Here is a 15187-nt window from a genome sequence, read left to right as displayed (position 1 = left end):
GTCCCCGGTCAGCCCAGACCCGACGCCGGAACCCTCGTGCGGACTATCTTGACGGCTCTCGACGACGCAAAAGCCGAAGATATCGTCTCCATCGATCTGCACGGAAAAACCACCCTCGCCGATGTCATGATTATCGCGACCGGACGCTCCAGCACCCATGTCGGAGCGTTGGCGGATCGCGTCATCAAGGCGTTCAAGGATGTTCAGGCGGCGCCGCGCACCGAAGGGCTGCAGGCGGGCGACTGGGTTTTGATCGATGGCAGCGATATCATCGTGCACATCTTCAGGCCGGAAGTTCGCCTCTTCTACAATCTCGAAAAGATGTGGGGCGTCGGCCGGCCGGGCGAATTGCGCGCCGGCTGATCCAATCCTCCGATGCGCCTGATCCTTCTTTGCGTCGGCCGCTGCAAGGCCGGCCCGGAGACGGAGCTGTCGCAGCGCTATATCGAACGCGCCAATGCGGCGGGACGCGCCCTGGGCTTTCCGCGCGTCGAGCTGCGCGAGTTCGATGAGAGCCGGGCGCGAGAGCCGGCGCTACGCAAAGCAGCCGAGGCCAAGACAATTCTGGCGAGCCTCAGCCCGGGCGCCAGGCTGGTGGCGCTTGATGAAAGCGGCGCGCTCGTCTCAAGCCGGGAGTTTTCCGCGTTTCTCGGGAAAACGCGCGACGAGGGAGCGCCGGCTCTGACCCTCGCCATTGGCGGCGCGGATGGTCTTAGCGGAGAGATTCTTGAAGCGGCCTCGCCGATCGTCTCCTTTGGCCGGATGACTTTTCCGCATCAGCTCGTGCGGATCATGGCGGCCGAACAGCTTTACCGCGCGATGACGATTCTCGCCGGCCATCCGTACCATCGCGATTAACGCTCCGCCGGCGCAAGCACGGGATCGGCGCGATACTCATTCGGAAAGAGCCGCTTCAGGTTTTCGATCTTCGGCAGATCATTGACGACGATATAGCCGTAGGTCGGATTGCGCGCCAAGAAATCCTGATGATAGGGCTCGGCGGGAAAGAAGAGGCGCGAGGGCTCGATAGTGGTCGCGACCGGCGCTTCGAGAACACGCGCGCTGTTCAGCTGGGCGATATAGGCCTTGGCGATTTTCGCTTGCTCCGCGCTGATGGGAAATATCGCCGAGCGGTACTGTGTTCCTTCGTCCGGTCCCTGCCGGTTGTGTTGCGTCGGATCGTGGGCGACAGAAAAGAAGATCTGCAGGATGCGACCATAGCTGATTTTGCCGGGATCGAAGGTAATTCGCACCGATTCGGCGTGTCCTGTCGCGCCCGTCGAGACGTCGGCGTAATGAGCCTGCGCCATGCCGCCGCCGGCATAGCCGGAGACTGCGCTCGTCACGCCCTTCACATGTTCGAAGACGCCCTGCACGCCCCAGAAGCAACCGCCTGCAAGGACGGCCGTGTCGGTCGCGCCTTGCGAGGCGGGTTCATCGATCGCCGGGGCGGGAAGTTGCTTCCCCTCCATGGCGAAGGAAGGCGCCGCGCCAAGCGAAACCAGGCCAATGATCGCCGCGGCAGGCAGCAATGGAGCCAGATAGCGGCGCGCGCGCTTGCCGGCTGGGAAAGCGATCTCATGCGGTCGGGCCATAGCGATCTCCTGATCGGCGAAGGTTTGCGCCGTCACGACGCAATGGGGTCAAAACGCATCGCTGCGCCATTCATGCAGTAGCGCAGGCCGGTCGGCTTCGGACCGTCGTTGAAGACATGGCCGAGATGGCCGCCGCATTGGTTGCAATGCACCGCCGATCGCGTCATTCCGAAAGTCCGGTCCGCTTCGACGCCGACGCTGCCGGCGAGCGGCTCCCAAAAACTCGGCCATCCCGTGCCGCTGTCAAATTTGGCGGCCGAGGAGAACAGCTGCGCCTGACAGCCGGCGCAGGCGAAGACGCCGCGACGATGTTCATCGTTGAGAGCGCTGGAGAACGGCCGCTCCGTGCCGCTGCGCCGCAGCACGTCATATTGCTCCGGCGTCAAGCGCTTGCGCCATTCGGCGTCGGAAAAAGCGACGGGAAATTGCCGCGTCGCCTCGGCCCGGGCGGCGCCCCGCCACAGCGCCAGAACTACTCCTGCGATTCCGCCAGCGCCGACAGTCCGCCTCGTAAACATGGACGCGATTCCTTATTGAGACCCACATAGCCGCTTACGGCGCGGCGGAGGGCTTCGTTACGCCGCGAAAAGTCACATTGAGGTGAAGACGCCGGCGTTAAGCAGCAATCGAAAAAAGCTCGCGAGCGGCGCGCCTAATTTGCGAAAGCCGACGAAGTCTTAGAAATGCTTCAGATATTTTCGAGATTGTGATTCAAGCTGTCATTTCATGGTGAAGGATCAGGTGAAGTCGAAAGCCGCCGCGCCCCACCGGTTCGGTTTCGCGCTCGCCTGCTGCGTGGCGGGGGCGGCCTCGGTGGGGTTCGCCCAGACCGCCGCGCCAAATCCCCCCGCAGGCGGGGACGCCTATGACATGCTCAGCGGCCGCAGGCTCGAGCTGCGCGGCATGCAGGATACGATTGGCGCGGCCGAGGAGCAGCGCGCGAAAATCGAATCCGAAGCCGCCTCGATCCGAACAGACCGCGCCAAGCTGACGACCGCTCTCGTCGATCTCGTGCGTCAGATCGACGATCGCGAGCGCGCCATCGCGGAGGCCGAGCAGAGGCTCGACACTTTGACCGGCAGCGAGGAGGCGATCCGGCGCTCGCTCGCGAGCCGTCGCTCCGTCATCACCGAAGTGCTCGCCTCGCTGCAGCGCATGGGCCGCAAGCCTCCCCCGGCTCTGCTCGTCGCCCCGGACGATATGCTCGCCGCGCTGCGGGCGTCGATGATGCTCGGCGCCGTATTGCCGGAAATGCGGGCGGAGACGGAGGCGCTCGCCTCCGATCTGTCGGACCTCCTGCAATTGCGCAAATCCATCGCCGCGGAACGGGATTCTCTCGCCAATGAGGTCAACAAGCTCGGACTTGACCGCCAACGTCTCGCCGCCCTGATCGACGCCCGCCAGGCCGCGCTCGCCGCCGCCGAGAAGGCGCTCAGCGCCGAGAACGTCCGCGCCGCCGAACTCGCCAGACAGGCGGCGAGTCTCAAGGATCTGATCGCCCGGATGGAAAGCGAAGTCGCTGCGGCGGGGCGCGCGGCGGAGGAAGCCCGCAAAGCCGACGAGGCTCAGAAGGCTGCTCAGGCTGCGGCGCCCGAAGCCCAGCGCAAGATCGCCATGGCGCCGTTCAAGGATCCGGCGCGGCTCGCGCCGGCCAGCGCCTTTGCGGATACGAAAGGGATGCTGCCGACGCCGGTCGCGGGCGGGGTGCAGCGCAGCTTCGGCGCGCCGGACGGATTCGGCGGGACTGAAAAGGGCATGCTCATTGCTACGCGCGCCAATGCGATCGTCGTTTCGCCCGCCGACGGCTGGGCCGCCTACGCCGGGCCCTACCGTAGCTATGGACAAGTCTTGATCATCAATGCCGGGCAGGGCTATTATATTATTCTTGCGGGGATGGATCGGATCAACGTAAACGTGGGTCAGTTCCTGGTGGCTGGGGAGCCTGTCGCCGTTATGGGCGACGGGTCCGCCAAGACGGCTGCCGCCATTGCAATCGGCGCGGCGCAGCCCATTCTCTACATAGAATTTCGAAAAGACGGGGCGGCGATCGATCCGGGCCCATGGTGGGCGAAGCCGGAGTTGCAAAAGGTTCGCGGATGATGCGGAAGGTATCACTTGTCATGCTCGGCGCCGTTCTCGGCGCGTCAGTCGTGACCGTCGGCACGCAGACGAGAGTGTTCTCGGACGGCGTCGCAAGCGCGGCTGCGTCCGATACTTATCGCAATCTCAATCTGTTCGGCGACGTTTTCGAGAAAATCCGCTCCGACTATGTTGAAAAGCCCGACGAGCAGAAGCTGGTCGAATCGGCGATCAACGGGATGCTCACCTCGCTCGATCCGCATTCGAGCTATATGGACGCCAAAAGCTTCCGCGACATGCAGGTGCAGACGCGCGGCGAATTCGGCGGCCTCGGCATTGAGGTGACTCAGGAGGACGGCCTCATCAAGGTGGTGACGCCGATCGACGACACGCCGGCCTCGCGCGGCGGCATTCTCTCGGGCGACATCATCACCGCCATCGACGGCGAAAACGTACAGGGCCTGACCCTGAACCAGGCCGTCGACAAGATGCGCGGCGCGCCCAACACGCCGGTGACGCTGAAAGTCCTGCGCGGGCCGAACAAGGACGCCCAGGACATCAAGCTGACCCGCGCGGTGATCCAGATCAAGTCGGTTCGCTCGCATCAGGAAGGCGACGACATCGGCTATATCCGCATCACCCAGTTCAATGAGCAGACGGGCGAGGGCGTCGCAGCCGCCATCAAGAAGTTCCAGAGCGAGATCCCGGCCGATAAATTCAAGGGCTACATCCTCGACCTCCGCAACAATCCCGGCGGCTTGCTCGATCAGTCGATCGCTGTCTCGAACGCGTTCCTTGACCGCGGCGAGATCGTCTCGACCCGAGGCCGCAACGCCGATGAATCCATGCGCTACAATGCGCACCCGGGCGATCTTTCCAAAGGCAAGCCCCTGGTCGTGCTGATCAATGGCGGTTCGGCCTCGGCGTCCGAGATCGTCGCCGGCGCGCTGCAGGATCACAAGCGCGGCACCATTCTCGGCACGCGCTCCTTCGGCAAGGGGTCGGTGCAGACCATCATTCCGCTCGGCCAGAACAATGGCGCGGTGCGTTTGACGACGGCGCGTTATTATACGCCGTCGGGACGCTCGATTCAGGCCAAAGGCATCGATCCTGATACGATCGTGCTGCAGGACGTGCCCGATGAGCTGAAGGGCAAGGACGACACCAAGGGCGAAGCCTCGCTCAAGGGCCATCTCAAGAACGGCGATGACGAGAAGGGCGGGTCGCAAGCCTATGTGCCGCCGAATCCGAAAGACGACAAGCAGTTGATCGCCGCCGAAGACATGCTGCGCGGCGTGACGAAAACCTCGAGCAAGACCCCGACTCAGCCCGCCACCGAGCCGGAAAAGGTTCCGAACTAGAAACAGCGGGTCGTCAGGCAGGCGGTCTGCTCGCCTGCGGCAGCGCCACAATCACATGGAATCGCGCGGCCCGAGACAGGGCGCGCGGGGCGTGTCATGATCGATGTCGCGATTGCGGAGAGCGGTGAGGTCCGAAGTGACGCAGTTTGGCAATTACCGTCCGTGCGTCGGCATCATGCTCCTCAACCGTGACGGTCTTGTTTTTGTCGGCCGTCGGCGGACGAAGAAACCGCTCGAACAGCCCCGGATCGGGCATGAATGGCAGATGCCGCAAGGCGGCATCGATCCCGGCGAGGATCCCTTCCAGGCGGCGCTGCGCGAATTGCGCGAGGAAACCAATGTCGCTTCGGCGACCCTCCTCAGCGAGTCGCCGGAATGGTACACCTATGATTTGCCGGATGAATTCTCGCGCAAATCCTGGAAGGGCCGCTTCCACGGACAGAGACAGAAATGGTTCGCCTTCCGCTTCGATGGCGACGAAAGCGAGATCGACATCGAGACGCCGGCCGGCGGGCAGAGGCCGGAGTTTGACGCCTGGCGCTGGACGCCGATCGACCAGCTGGTCGATCTGATCATTCCCTTCAAACGCCGGGTCTATGAGCGGGTCGTCGAAAACTTCGCTCATCTGGCGGCGCCGGTCGAAGCGTCGGCGCAGGGCGGACGCGGCTCCAGTTAGCGCTGAGCCAGATTCGCTTCAAAGACAATCCTGACGAGGGCGGAAGCCGTCCGCGTAGGGTTTTATCGAAATCTCAAAATAATTTCGTAAGCGATTGAAATGCCGGCGTTGTTTCCCGTTGCGGCAACGGAAGCGCTGGCTGGCCACGCTTATTTCGGTGCGAGCACCATGACCATCTGGCGCCCTTCCATCGATGGTTCGGCTTCGACCTTGGCGATGGTGACCGTCTCGTTCTTGACCCGCTCAAGCAGGCGGAAGCCAAGATCCTGATGGGCCATCTCGCGGCCGCGGAAGCGGAGCGTCACCTTGACCTTGTCGCCTTCCTCGAAGAAGCGGCGGACAGCTTTCATCTTGGTGTCGTAATCATGCTCGTCAATGCCGGGACGCAGCTTGATTTCCTTGATTTCGACGATCTTCTGCTTCTTCCGGGCTTCGGCGGATTTCTTCTGCTCAAGAAAGCGGAACTTGCCGTAATCGAGGATTTTGCAGACCGGCGGGTTGGCCGTCGGAACGATCTCGACGAGATCGAGGCCCGCTTCTTCAGCGGACTGGAGAGCTTCGAGAGAATCGACGACGCCTCTATTCTGGCCTTCGGCGTCAATCAATTGAACTTCACGAGCGCGGATATCACGGTTTACGCGTGGCCCGTCCTTTTGCGGGACCGGAGGCGCTTTCATCGGACGGCGAATGGCTATCTCCCTTCATGGTTATTGCACGAATCCACGCGCATGCGCTCCGCATCGCTAGAGCATATCGCTATCCGTTGGAATCGATCTGATCGACGGGAATATGCTCCCGTTTTTGAATGAGGGAGCAATTTCTTGTCGAGCAAATGATTCCATTCAGCCGGAACGCGTTTGCATGCGCCGATGGACTCAAAGAAAACATTGGGCGATTGCAGCGGAAAGTCAATGCGGCTCAAGTCGAGACTTCGCTTTGACTGCGCGTTATTCAAGCAAAACAGTCAATTGGTCGGCTTACGGACGGCGTCGAGCCCCGCCGCATAGGCGTCGAGCGTCTGCTCCCACATTAGCTCCATCGCGAACCGCCGCTCGACGTGAGCGCGCCCGCGCAGCGAAAGCCGTTCGCGCGCCGTGGCGCCAAGGCTCAATGCCTCACTCAGCGCTATGGCGCTCGCGCCCGGATCGCCGGTCGGCGCGCGCCAGCCGGTCCGCGCGCTGGGCTCGACCTCCGGCGGGGCGAGCAGAGTTTCGGCGGCCGCCCCCCCTGTGGTTGCGATGATCGGCGCTCCCATTGCCTGCGCCTCGAGAGCGAGGCTCGCGAAGGCCGCCGGATTGCTCGACTGTGCCATGATGACCGAGGCGGCCAGCAAGGCGGCGGCCGGATCGGAAACGATGTCGCCCCGCTGCACAATGTCCTGCAAACCGGAGTCCGCGACGATGGCGTCGATCTCCTTGATCTCCGTTGCGGTGGCGCTGGCGGCGCCGATGATGACCCGAAGGCTCGAGACGTCGAAGGCTGCGTCAGACGATTCGGCGCGGATTTGCTCGGCCAGCATTCGGATGGCGTCCAGCGCCGCCTTGCAGTCTCCGGCGGGCTTGGGGCCGAGCGCGATCAGCGCCACCCTGGCGTCGGGCGGGGCGCCCCACAGCCGCCGGACCGCCTGGACCCGCGCCGGAGGCGTCGATTTCGGCGAGAAGACCCGGCAGTCGACGCCGCCGAGGATGACATGAATTTTGTCTTTCGCCGCCGGATTGAGATGCGCCGCGCCATGCGCCGCTTCGGCCGAACCGGCGATGATCGCGTCGCCGCGCGTCATCACGAAATTGTAGCGCAGCGCGAGCGGTCCGCCCACGGCATAGGAGCTTTCAAAGCTTGTCACAAAGGGCGTCTTCAGAATGCGGGTTGCGGCATAGGCTGACCAAGCTGAGGCGCGTGAGCGCGCATGCACGAGATCGATCCGTTCCGCCTTGATAAGGCGCGCCAGCCTTTCCACATTGATCGCCATCGTGAGGGGGTTTTTGGCGTCTGCGGGAAGGGGCGCGAACAGTCCGCCGCGCGCCTGCAATTCGCTCACGAGACTGCCGCCCCGCGCGGCGACAAAGGCGTTCGCGCCAACGAGGGTCAGAGCCGCCGCGATCTCGATTGTTGTGCGCGCCGCCGCGCCGTCATCGAGGTCGGGCACAATCTGGAGCACGCTCCGGCCCGCGAGCGGATGCGCCGTCCCGTCACGAAAATATGAGCTTGAGCCTGATGACATCCAAAGGAACTGCGTTCAGACAACGAGCGAGTTTTGCGAGAGATTCTTGAAAAATCTCGCCAATTGAGCATAGACGGGCGGGCCGGGCGGTGGAAGGGCAAGCGGCGGGATTTGCTTCGACATGGGAGCCGGACGCAGAGTTTCTGACCGTCGGCACCGGAGAAAAGGGACGCCGCATCGCCTTTTTGCGGAGCGTCCCGCCGCGTCCGGCGGCAAAGCCGGGAATCGTCTGGCTTGGCGGCTTCCGATCGACCATGCGCGGCGAGAAGGCGGCCTATCTGCATCAGGCGTCGCGCGCGGCGGGAAGCGCCTTCCTGCGCTTCGATTATTCCGGCCACGGCGAATCGGGCGGGCGCTTCGAGGATGGAACGATCGGCCTGTGGCTCGAGGAGAGCCTTGCCGCCTTAAGGTCGCTGACTTCGGGTCCGCAGGTCCTCGTCGGTTCCTCGATGGGCGGATGGCTGGCGCTTCTTTTGGCCCGCGCGCTTCATGACAGCGGAGAGGTTGCTCGGCTGCATGGCCTGGTTTTGATCGCGCCGGCCGTCGACTTCACCGAGGCGCTGATTTTCGCGAAAATGAGCAAGGCTGAGAAGGCCGAACTCAAGGCGCGGGGACGCTGGCTGCGCCCGTCCCGCTATGGCGACGGGCCTTATCCGATCAGCGCGGCCTTGCTGGAAGAGGGGCGGGGCCATCTCTTGTTCGGCGGCACCATCGCCAGCTATTGCCCCACGCATATTCTGCAGGGCATGCAGGATGAGGACGTGCCCTGGCGCCATGCGCTGGCCCTGGTCGAGCATATGCATGGCGACCCGGTGACATTGACGCTGATCAAGGACGGCGACCACCGGCTGTCGCGGCCGCAGGATCTGGCGCGGATAGGGGCGGCGGTGGAGGCGATAGGCGGATAGGACGCGCGGCGCGCGCCTCTCTCGACAAACGCGCCTCCCTCGTGTAAGGACCGCGCTCAACTCAAAACAGCGTATCGAAACGCTCGCCCGAAAAAATTCAGGCGGAACGACAGGTTCGACTTCAATGAACATTATCGCGGAACTCGAGGCCGAACAGGCCGCCAAGCTGCTGGCCGGCAAGACCATCCCGGAATTCCAGCCGGGCGATACGGTCATCGTCAACGTCAAAGTCAAGGAAGGCGAGCGCACCCGCGTGCAGGCCTATGAAGGCGTCTGTATCGCGCGCAACGGCGGCGGCCTCAACGAGAGCTTCACCGTCCGCAAGATTTCCTATGGCGAAGGCGTCGAGCGCGTATTCGCGATCTATTCGCCCAATATCGACTCGATCAAGGTCGTGCGCCGCGGCAAGGTCCGCCGCGCAAAGCTCTATTATCTGCGCGATCGCCGCGGCAAGTCGGCCCGCATCGCCGAGAAGATGGAATCGCCCGCCGCCAAGGCCACGCGCGAAGCGGCCAAAAAAGAAGCGAAGGCCGCCAAGAAGAACGCCGCTCCCGCGGAGTAAGAGACCGCCTGTAAGCTCGATTTTTCTAGGCTCTCATGATGAGGCGGCCCGCAGGGCCGTCTCGAACCATGAGGGCTTAGACATCGCATCCTAACGCGTCCTTCGAGACGCGAGCTTTGCTCGCTCGCTCAGGATGAGGGAACGGTTTACAAACGCTTTCTAAGCGCGGCCGCGTCAGAGCGCCCCCGGTTACTTCAGCGGTCCGTTCAAGATCCAGCGATGGCCGAACGGATCGCGAAAGGTCGCAAAGCGAGTCCCCCAAAAGGATTTGGTTGGGCTCGTTTCGACCTTGCCGCCGAGCGAGGTCGCCTTCGCGAAGATTTCATCGACCTGATCCGCGCTCGCATATTCGAGGCTGACAGAGGAGGTGACGAGTTCGCCCGGGACCGACATGCGCGTATGGCCGAGTTCGGGAAAGGCGTCGGCGAGCATGATCGAGCCGCCATTGATGGCAAGCTCACAATGCATGATTCGCAGCCCGTCGAAGGCCGGCATGATCGATTTTTGCTGCGCGCCGAAGACCGCGCTGTAATAGGCGATTGCCGCGAGGGCGGGCGAAACCGTCAGATAGGGCGCAACCGGCGGGCGCATTTTCTCTCTTTGCTCCTATATAGGCCCAAACGGCCGGGGGCAGGGTACTTCCCCGCGAGCCTCGTTGCGAGTAAGAACTGCCGCTTCGCGACGATTTTTGAAGAACGCGCATCCGGCGCATCACGGAAGTTGTAAATGACCAAGCCGCGTACGCTCTACGATAAGATTTGGGACGAACATCTGGTGCATGAATCCGCCGATGGCTCGAGCCTTCTCTATATCGATCGTCACCTCGTCCATGAAGTGACCAGCCCGCAGGCCTTCGAGGGTCTGCGGCTGACAGGCCGGACGGTGCGCGCGCCGCAGAAAACGCTCGCCGTCGTCGATCATAATGTGCCGACGACCGATCGCAGCAAGGGCATCGCGGATCACGAGAGCCGCACCCAGGTCGAGCAGCTCGCGATCAACGCCAGGGAGTTCGGCGTCGAATATTTCAACGAACTCGATCCGCGCCAGGGCGTCGTCCACATCATCGGACCGGAGCAGGGTTTTACGCTGCCCGGCGCGACCATCGTCTGCGGCGATAGCCATACCTCGACGCATGGCGCCTTTGGCGCGCTGGCCCATGGCATCGGCACCTCGGAGGTCGAGCACGTGCTCGCGACCCAGACGCTGATCCAGAGCAAGGCCAAGAATATGCGCGTCATCGTCGACGGCCAGCCGTCCGAAGGCGTCAGCGCCAAGGATATCGTGCTGGCGATTATCGGCGAGATCGGCACGGCCGGCGGCACCGGCCATGTCATCGAATATGCCGGCGAGGCGATCCGGGCGCTGTCGATGGAAGGCCGCATGACGGTCTGCAATATGAGCATTGAGGGCGGCGCGCGGGCCGGGCTGATCGCTCCCGACGACAAGACCTTCGCCTTTCTGAAGGACAGGCCGAAATCGCCGAAGGGAAAAGCCTGGGACGAGGCGGTCGCCCATTGGCGCACGCTTCATTCCGACGAGGGCGCCCATTTCGACAAGGAAGTGCGCCTCGATGCGGCGAGCCTGCCGCCGATCGTCACCTGGGGCACCAGCCCCGAGGATGTCGCGACGATCAACGGCGAAGTGCCGCGCGTCGAATCGGCGATGAGCGAGGCCAAGCGCGTCTCAATCGCCCGCGCGCTCGACTATATGGGGCTGAAGGGCGGCGAAAAGATCACGGATATTTCGATCGACCGCGTCTTCATCGGCTCGTGCACCAATGGAAGGCTGGAGGATTTGCGCGCCGCCGCGAAAATCCTTGCCGGCAAGCATATCGCCGCGCATGTCAACGGAATGGTCGTGCCGGGATCCGGGCTCGTGAAGCAGCAGGCGGAAGCCGAAGGCCTCGACGTCGTGTTCCGCGAGGCGGGTTTTGAATGGCGCGAGCCGGGCTGTTCGATGTGTCTCGCCATGAACCCGGACCGGCTGGAGCCGGGCGAGCGCTGCGCCTCGACCTCGAACCGCAATTTCGAAGGGCGTCAGGGTTTTAAGGGCCGCACTCATCTGGTCTCGCCGGCGATGGCCGCCGCTGCGGGCGTCGCCGGCCATTTCGTCGATATCCGCACCTGGCGTTAGCGTTTCGCCGGGTTTTGCGAACGTCCGGTCAGCAGGTGCTCTCAACCCGATAGCCGGCGCTGGAGATAAAGCCGCGATAGGCGCAGCCGCCGAACGTGCCAGAAAAATTATAGGCGTTCGGCGCAGCTGCGGGGCGATAGGCCGGCTCGCCTTGCCATCTCACCGTGCGGATCGCGTGCGGACGGTGATGTTCGCGCGGCGCTTCGTCCACGTCGCGCTCTGACTGGCGCTCGGCGTCGCGCTTGGCGAGCCGGACGCTTTGGCGCGCGGGGTCCCCGCTCTTTGGCTTTTCCGCTTTCTCCGTCGCGGCTTTTGCCGGCGTCGGCTTGACCATGACGGGCTTTACGACGGCCGTTTTTGGTTCGCTGGGAGCGACTTTTTCGCCCTCGGCGGGGGTTTTCGGCTCGGGGGCCGAGACGGGCGCGGCGGCCGCCGCCTTTGCCGCCATCGCAGCTTTTGTTTCCGCGATGATTTCATCCGCCGTTTTCATGGGCGCCGCGCTCGCCGGCTGCGGCGACGCGGGAGCCGAGGTCAGAGGCGATGCGTCGCGCATGGAGGCGGGCTCGACGGGGACGGCGGTCTTGGCCCAGGCCGGCAGGGGCGAGGGCAGGGCGTCGCCGGACGGTTGAGCGACGGCAGTGGGCGCCGGCGGTGAAACTGCGGGCGCGACTTCGGAGGGCGGATCAGCCGCCAAGGGGGCCGACTGGGGCGCCTGCTCGGCGCCGAGGACAGCGGTCGCCTTTGCCTGCGGCTCCGGAGCGGACTGGCGCCGCGCCATTTCGACTGCCATTGCCGTGGTCACGAGGGCGAAAGTTGTTGCGACAACGATCGTAACATTCTTCATGACTGCGTTTCCTTATCGCCGCCTATCGATTGGCGCCCCCTCAATGCCAGGCGCCCTTTGCTGTGAGCGCAGAATGAACCGGGCGGCCGCCCTCGATCTGTGCGCAGACGCACCCAAACGGGCTATGCGCGGCCCGCCAGAGCCAGCGCTGCGCAAGCAAGGTTGCAGGGCTCGCCGTAATCGGCTAACGCAACGGGCGTGGACAAGCGGCGGCGCAAAGCCGCTGCTTTTGCGGGTGTGGTGGAACTGGTAGACGCGCCGGACTCAAAATCCGGTTCCGCAAGGAGTGTCGGTTCGATTCCGACCACCCGCACCACCTTGACGTGTCGGTGGAATCCGACGGTCAGGGGGGAAAACCCCGCCCGGATTGGCGTCTTAACGCAGGCGGTCGTTCCTTGACCCATGCGCAGATGCCCCGCACCAATCGCGCGCTCTCGCGCCGCTACAACGCAAAATCGCCGCGTCAAGCGGCGATTCTTCTCATGGGTTCGGGGTCGAAAGCGGCGCGCCCTTAGGCGAATTGCCGGGCGCGGTTACGCCGTTTGGCGCGCTTCATCCCCCGGCCGCCGCCTCGATTGGCCGGGACTGGTGCTCGGCTTTTTTTTTAGCGTCGTCATTGGCGTTGAGGCGCACATTGACGCAAAGCGGGGTCGGGATTTCGACCTCGACTTCGAGCGTTGAAATCGCCTCGCCGGTTTCCATGCGCACCTTTATGGCGTTGGATTCGACGGGGAAATGTTTGGCGATGACGGCGACGATCTCCTCGCGCAACAGGGCGACGACGTCGGAATTGCCGATCGCCACCCGCTCATGCGCGAGCAGCAGCTTGAGGCGGTCCTTGGCGACCGGCGCGGTCGACGGCCGCTTGAAGAAACTCATGAAGTTCATGCCGCCCTCCGTCCGAAGATCTTGCCGAAGAAGCTTTTCTTTTCGTTCGGCATCGCTATTTGCAGGGTCTCGCCGTTGAGCCGCCGCGCCGCGTCGAAATAGGCTCGCGCCGCGGCGTTGGGCGTCGCGCTGAGCGTGACGGGCGCGCCAATATTGGAGGCGCGAAGCACTTCTTCGCTTTCGGGAATGATGCCGATCAGCGGGATCGACAGAATTTCGAGAACGTCGTCAACCTTCAGCATTTCGCCGCGCTCGGCCCGCGCCGCGTCATATCGGGTGAGCAGGAGATGTTTCTCCATGCGCTCGCCCTTTTCGGCCTTCTCGGTCTTGGAATCGAGCAGGCCGATGATGCGGTCGGAATCGCGCACCGAGGAAACTTCCGGATTGGTGACGACGATCGCGACGTCCGCGTGGCGCATGGCGAGGGTTGCGCCGCGCTCGATGCCGGCGGGGCTGTCGCAAACGATCCAGTCGAATTTTTCACGCAGCTCGGCAATGACGCGGGCGACGCCTTCGTCGGTCAGGGCGTCCTTGTCGCGCGTCTGCGAGGCGGCAAGCAGCGAAAGGGTTTCGATGCGCTTGTCGCGGATCAGCGCCTGATTGAGCTTGGCGTCGCCCTGCGCGACATTGATGAAATCATAAACGACCCGGCGCTCGGCGCCCATGACGAGGTCGAGATTGCGCAGACCGACGTCGAAATCGACGAGGACGACGTTTTTGCCGCTTTTGGCGAGGGCGACGCCCAAAGCCGCCGTGGAGGTCGTCTTGCCGACGCCGCCTTTACCTGAGGTCACGACCAAAACCTTGGCCATATGCGCTGTCTCCCCGCTAGGCATGGCGTCCGGCCGGGCGTGGGGCCGGAAAACCATGCGTGAACCATTAAAAAAACGCGGCCGTTTGTGGCGGCCCCGCTAGTCCTGAACCGTGATCATCAAGGAATCGCCGTCGAGCCGGACCTGCACGGGCTTGCCGCGCAGGGCGGCGTCTGTGTCGTCGGCGGTCAGGTAGAGCCCGTCGATCGCCAGAAGCTCGGCCTCGAGCTTGCGGCAGAAAATGCGCGCGTTCGGATGGCCCGCGCCAGCGATCGCCCGGCCGCGCAGCGCGCCATAGACATGGATCGAGCCGCCGGCGACGATTTCAGCGCCCGAGGCGACCGAGCCGACGACGATGACGTCGCCGTCGAGATGCTCGATATATTGGCCGGACCGCAATGGCGCCTCGATCAGAAGCGCATTCCCGCGGACAGGCGCGGCCGGTTCCGGCGCCTTGGCTTCCTCGACCGCGGGGCGGTCGATGATCCGCGCGATCGCCTCAACATTGCCGCGCGGCGTTTCATTGACGTAGCGGCCGCCGCTGACGAAGGGCGGCGGCATGCCGAATTCGCGCCACGACGGATCGCCGTGCTCGATCCCCATGATCTGGATGTTGCGCTCGAACAGGGTTTTGACGAGGTCGAGCGCCTCGTCCTTGCTCAATTGCAGGCCGGCGAGATCGAGCACGATGGGACGTCCAACGAAGAAGCCGGGAGAACGCTCGGCCCAGGCGTCGAATTCGGCCAGCCAATCGGCGAGCGGGGGTTGCGGCGCAAGCGCCATCGCGTGGAACGAGCGGCTGTGGAAGCGGATCGAATGACGTGGGCGGGCTGCGGCGGTCACGTGTGCCCCTTAAGAATCTAACTGTCTCAATTTAGGCAACGCTTGGTTAATGACTCGTTAAATATTGAGCGAATACCGGCTTTGCTCTGGCGGTAGCCGAGAGCTTTCCGCAAGTGGCCGAAACGACCGGAGAAGTCTGGGAAAAAGTGCGCTCAGGCCGAATCGAATGGGAAGCGGCGCGAGACATCTGCCGCGCCGATTTCCAGCGGCCGCAGCAAGGCCGCGCTCAGCGCTGATTTTAAATGATCGCAGTCATGTTTTGCGG

General features: G+C 63.7%; 17 protein-coding genes and 1 tRNA gene. 9 read left to right on the top strand and 9 right to left on the bottom strand.

From position 1 onward, the window contains the following. Nucleotides 1–36 precede the first annotated feature (36 nt). Both rsfS and rlmH read left to right on the top strand, forming a co-directional pair. Nucleotides 37–363, top strand: coding sequence for a ribosome silencing factor (gene rsfS / locus MSIL_RS03305; protein ID WP_041368398.1), 327 nt, complete (start codon nucleotides 37–39; stop codon nucleotides 361–363). A 12-nt stretch (nucleotides 364–375) separates the two neighbouring features. Beyond that, on the top strand, nucleotides 376–858 hold the full coding sequence (rlmH, locus tag MSIL_RS03300) for a 23S rRNA (pseudouridine(1915)-N(3))-methyltransferase RlmH (RefSeq protein WP_012589689.1): 483 nt from the start codon (nucleotides 376–378) through the stop codon (nucleotides 856–858). Here the strand turns inward: rlmH and msrA are convergent. Continuing rightward, nucleotides 855–1595 carry a peptide-methionine (S)-S-oxide reductase MsrA gene (msrA, locus tag MSIL_RS03295; RefSeq protein WP_012589688.1) on the bottom strand — a complete coding sequence of 247 codons (741 nt, stop codon included), beginning with the start codon at nucleotides 1593–1595 and terminating at the stop codon, nucleotides 855–857. The genes rlmH and msrA overlap by 4 nt on opposite strands. 32 nt (nucleotides 1596–1627) lie before the next feature. After that, on the bottom strand, nucleotides 1628–2113 hold the full coding sequence (msrB, locus tag MSIL_RS03290) for a peptide-methionine (R)-S-oxide reductase MsrB (RefSeq protein WP_012589687.1): 486 nt from the start codon (nucleotides 2111–2113) through the stop codon (nucleotides 1628–1630). A gap of 208 nt (nucleotides 2114–2321) precedes the next feature. Here msrB and MSIL_RS03285 point away from each other — a divergent pair, with 208 nt between their 5' ends. The 3 genes from MSIL_RS03285 (at nucleotide 2322) to MSIL_RS03275 (ending at nucleotide 5711) form a co-directional block, all read left to right on the top strand. Continuing rightward, nucleotides 2322–3695 carry a murein hydrolase activator EnvC family protein gene (locus MSIL_RS03285; RefSeq protein ID WP_012589686.1) on the top strand — a complete coding sequence of 458 codons (1374 nt, stop codon included), beginning with the start codon at nucleotides 2322–2324 and terminating at the stop codon, nucleotides 3693–3695. Then, nucleotides 3692–5035, top strand: coding sequence for a S41 family peptidase (locus MSIL_RS03280; protein WP_012589685.1), 1344 nt, complete (start codon nucleotides 3692–3694; stop codon nucleotides 5033–5035). The genes MSIL_RS03285 and MSIL_RS03280 overlap by 4 nt, the downstream gene beginning before the upstream one ends. A gap of 136 nt (nucleotides 5036–5171) precedes the next feature. Then, nucleotides 5172–5711, top strand: coding sequence for an RNA pyrophosphohydrolase (locus MSIL_RS03275; protein WP_012589684.1), 540 nt, complete (start codon nucleotides 5172–5174; stop codon nucleotides 5709–5711). Nucleotides 5712–5860: 149 nt separating this feature from the next. Here MSIL_RS03275 and infC read toward each other — a convergent pair whose 3' ends face one another. Together infC and MSIL_RS03265 are read right to left on the bottom strand one after the other, a co-directional pair. Next, on the bottom strand, nucleotides 5861–6388 hold the full coding sequence (infC, locus tag MSIL_RS03270; RefSeq protein WP_012589683.1) for a translation initiation factor IF-3: 528 nt from the start codon (nucleotides 6386–6388) through the stop codon (nucleotides 5861–5863). A 287-nt stretch (nucleotides 6389–6675) separates the two neighbouring features. Continuing rightward, nucleotides 6676–7869 carry a glycosyltransferase gene (locus MSIL_RS03265; protein WP_187148698.1) on the bottom strand — a complete coding sequence of 398 codons (1194 nt, stop codon included), beginning with the start codon at nucleotides 7867–7869 and terminating at the stop codon, nucleotides 6676–6678. A gap of 152 nt (nucleotides 7870–8021) precedes the next feature. On the opposite strand from MSIL_RS03265, the gene MSIL_RS03260 reads away from it, so the two are divergent. Both MSIL_RS03260 and rplS read left to right on the top strand, forming a co-directional pair. Continuing rightward, nucleotides 8022–8840: an alpha/beta hydrolase gene (locus tag MSIL_RS03260; protein WP_012589681.1), complete on the top strand. Its 819-nt coding sequence runs from the start codon at nucleotides 8022–8024 to the stop codon at nucleotides 8838–8840. A gap of 124 nt (nucleotides 8841–8964) precedes the next feature. After that, complete coding sequence (gene rplS / locus MSIL_RS03255) at nucleotides 8965–9402, top strand: 50S ribosomal protein L19 (protein ID WP_012589680.1); 438 nt, start codon at nucleotides 8965–8967, stop codon at nucleotides 9400–9402. Between the two features lie 189 nt (nucleotides 9403–9591). On the opposite strand, the gene MSIL_RS03250 is transcribed toward rplS, so the two are convergent. Continuing rightward, a complete protein-coding gene (locus MSIL_RS03250; RefSeq protein WP_012589679.1) occupies nucleotides 9592–9993 on the bottom strand; it encodes a VOC family protein in 402 nt (133 codons plus the stop codon). A gap of 135 nt (nucleotides 9994–10128) precedes the next feature. On the opposite strand from MSIL_RS03250, the gene leuC reads away from it, so the two are divergent. Next, complete coding sequence (gene leuC / locus MSIL_RS03245) at nucleotides 10129–11535, top strand: 3-isopropylmalate dehydratase large subunit (protein ID WP_012589678.1); 1407 nt, start codon at nucleotides 10129–10131, stop codon at nucleotides 11533–11535. A gap of 28 nt (nucleotides 11536–11563) precedes the next feature. On the opposite strand, the gene MSIL_RS03240 is transcribed toward leuC, so the two are convergent. Further along, nucleotides 11564–12379 (bottom strand): hypothetical protein, encoded by an 816-nt coding sequence (locus MSIL_RS03240; protein WP_012589677.1) that lies wholly within the window; start codon nucleotides 12377–12379, stop codon nucleotides 11564–11566. Nucleotides 12380–12610: 231 nt separating this feature from the next. Here MSIL_RS03240 and MSIL_RS03235 point away from each other — a divergent pair. Next, nucleotides 12611–12695 (top strand) — tRNA-Leu (locus MSIL_RS03235). 236 nt (nucleotides 12696–12931) lie between these two features. On the opposite strand, the gene minE is transcribed toward MSIL_RS03235, so the two are convergent. The 3 genes from minE to minC all read right to left on the bottom strand — a co-directional run bounded on the left by minE (nucleotide 12932) and on the right by minC (nucleotide 14922). Then, nucleotides 12932–13267: a cell division topological specificity factor MinE gene (gene minE / locus MSIL_RS03230; RefSeq protein ID WP_012589676.1), complete on the bottom strand. Its 336-nt coding sequence runs from the start codon at nucleotides 13265–13267 to the stop codon at nucleotides 12932–12934. Next, nucleotides 13264–14079, bottom strand: a complete 816-nt coding sequence (gene minD / locus MSIL_RS03225) for a septum site-determining protein MinD (protein ID WP_012589675.1) — start codon at nucleotides 14077–14079, stop codon at nucleotides 13264–13266. Before minD ends, minE begins: the two co-directional genes overlap by 4 nt. 99 nt (nucleotides 14080–14178) lie before the next feature. After that, nucleotides 14179–14922, bottom strand: a complete 744-nt coding sequence (minC, locus tag MSIL_RS03220; RefSeq protein WP_012589674.1) for a septum site-determining protein MinC — start codon at nucleotides 14920–14922, stop codon at nucleotides 14179–14181. Between the last annotated feature and the right edge of the window lie 265 nt (nucleotides 14923–15187).

This window comes from Methylocella silvestris BL2, assembly GCF_000021745.1.
GTDB classification, from domain to species: domain Bacteria; phylum Pseudomonadota; class Alphaproteobacteria; order Rhizobiales; family Beijerinckiaceae; genus Methylocapsa; species Methylocapsa silvestris.
Note: the sequence above shows the minus strand (reverse complement) of the source record. Positions and strands in the feature narration are given on the sequence as shown.

Excerpts from the sequence above, each read along its gene's own strand:
- infC (WP_012589683.1), bottom strand. The coding sequence starts at position 6,388 with ATGAAAGCGCCTCCGGTCCCGCAAAAGGACGGGCCACGCGTAAACCGT.
- rplS (WP_012589680.1), top strand. The coding sequence starts at position 8,965 with ATGAACATTATCGCGGAACTCGAGGCCGAACAGGCCGCCAAGCTGCTG.
- minE (WP_012589676.1), bottom strand. The coding sequence starts at position 13,267 with ATGAACTTCATGAGTTTCTTCAAGCGGCCGTCGACCGCGCCGGTCGCC.
- msrB (WP_012589687.1), bottom strand. The coding sequence starts at position 2,113 with ATGTTTACGAGGCGGACTGTCGGCGCTGGCGGAATCGCAGGAGTAGTT.
- leuC (WP_012589678.1), top strand. The coding sequence starts at position 10,129 with ATGACCAAGCCGCGTACGCTCTACGATAAGATTTGGGACGAACATCTG.
- MSIL_RS03285 (WP_012589686.1), top strand. The coding sequence starts at position 2,322 with ATGGTGAAGGATCAGGTGAAGTCGAAAGCCGCCGCGCCCCACCGGTTC.
- rlmH (WP_012589689.1), top strand. The coding sequence starts at position 376 with ATGCGCCTGATCCTTCTTTGCGTCGGCCGCTGCAAGGCCGGCCCGGAG.
- minD (WP_012589675.1), bottom strand. The coding sequence starts at position 14,079 with ATGGCCAAGGTTTTGGTCGTGACCTCAGGTAAAGGCGGCGTCGGCAAG.
- MSIL_RS03250 (WP_012589679.1), bottom strand. The coding sequence starts at position 9,993 with ATGCGCCCGCCGGTTGCGCCCTATCTGACGGTTTCGCCCGCCCTCGCG.
- MSIL_RS03280 (WP_012589685.1), top strand. The coding sequence starts at position 3,692 with ATGATGCGGAAGGTATCACTTGTCATGCTCGGCGCCGTTCTCGGCGCG.
- msrA (WP_012589688.1), bottom strand. The coding sequence starts at position 1,595 with ATGGCCCGACCGCATGAGATCGCTTTCCCAGCCGGCAAGCGCGCGCGC.
- MSIL_RS03240 (WP_012589677.1), bottom strand. The coding sequence starts at position 12,379 with ATGAAGAATGTTACGATCGTTGTCGCAACAACTTTCGCCCTCGTGACC.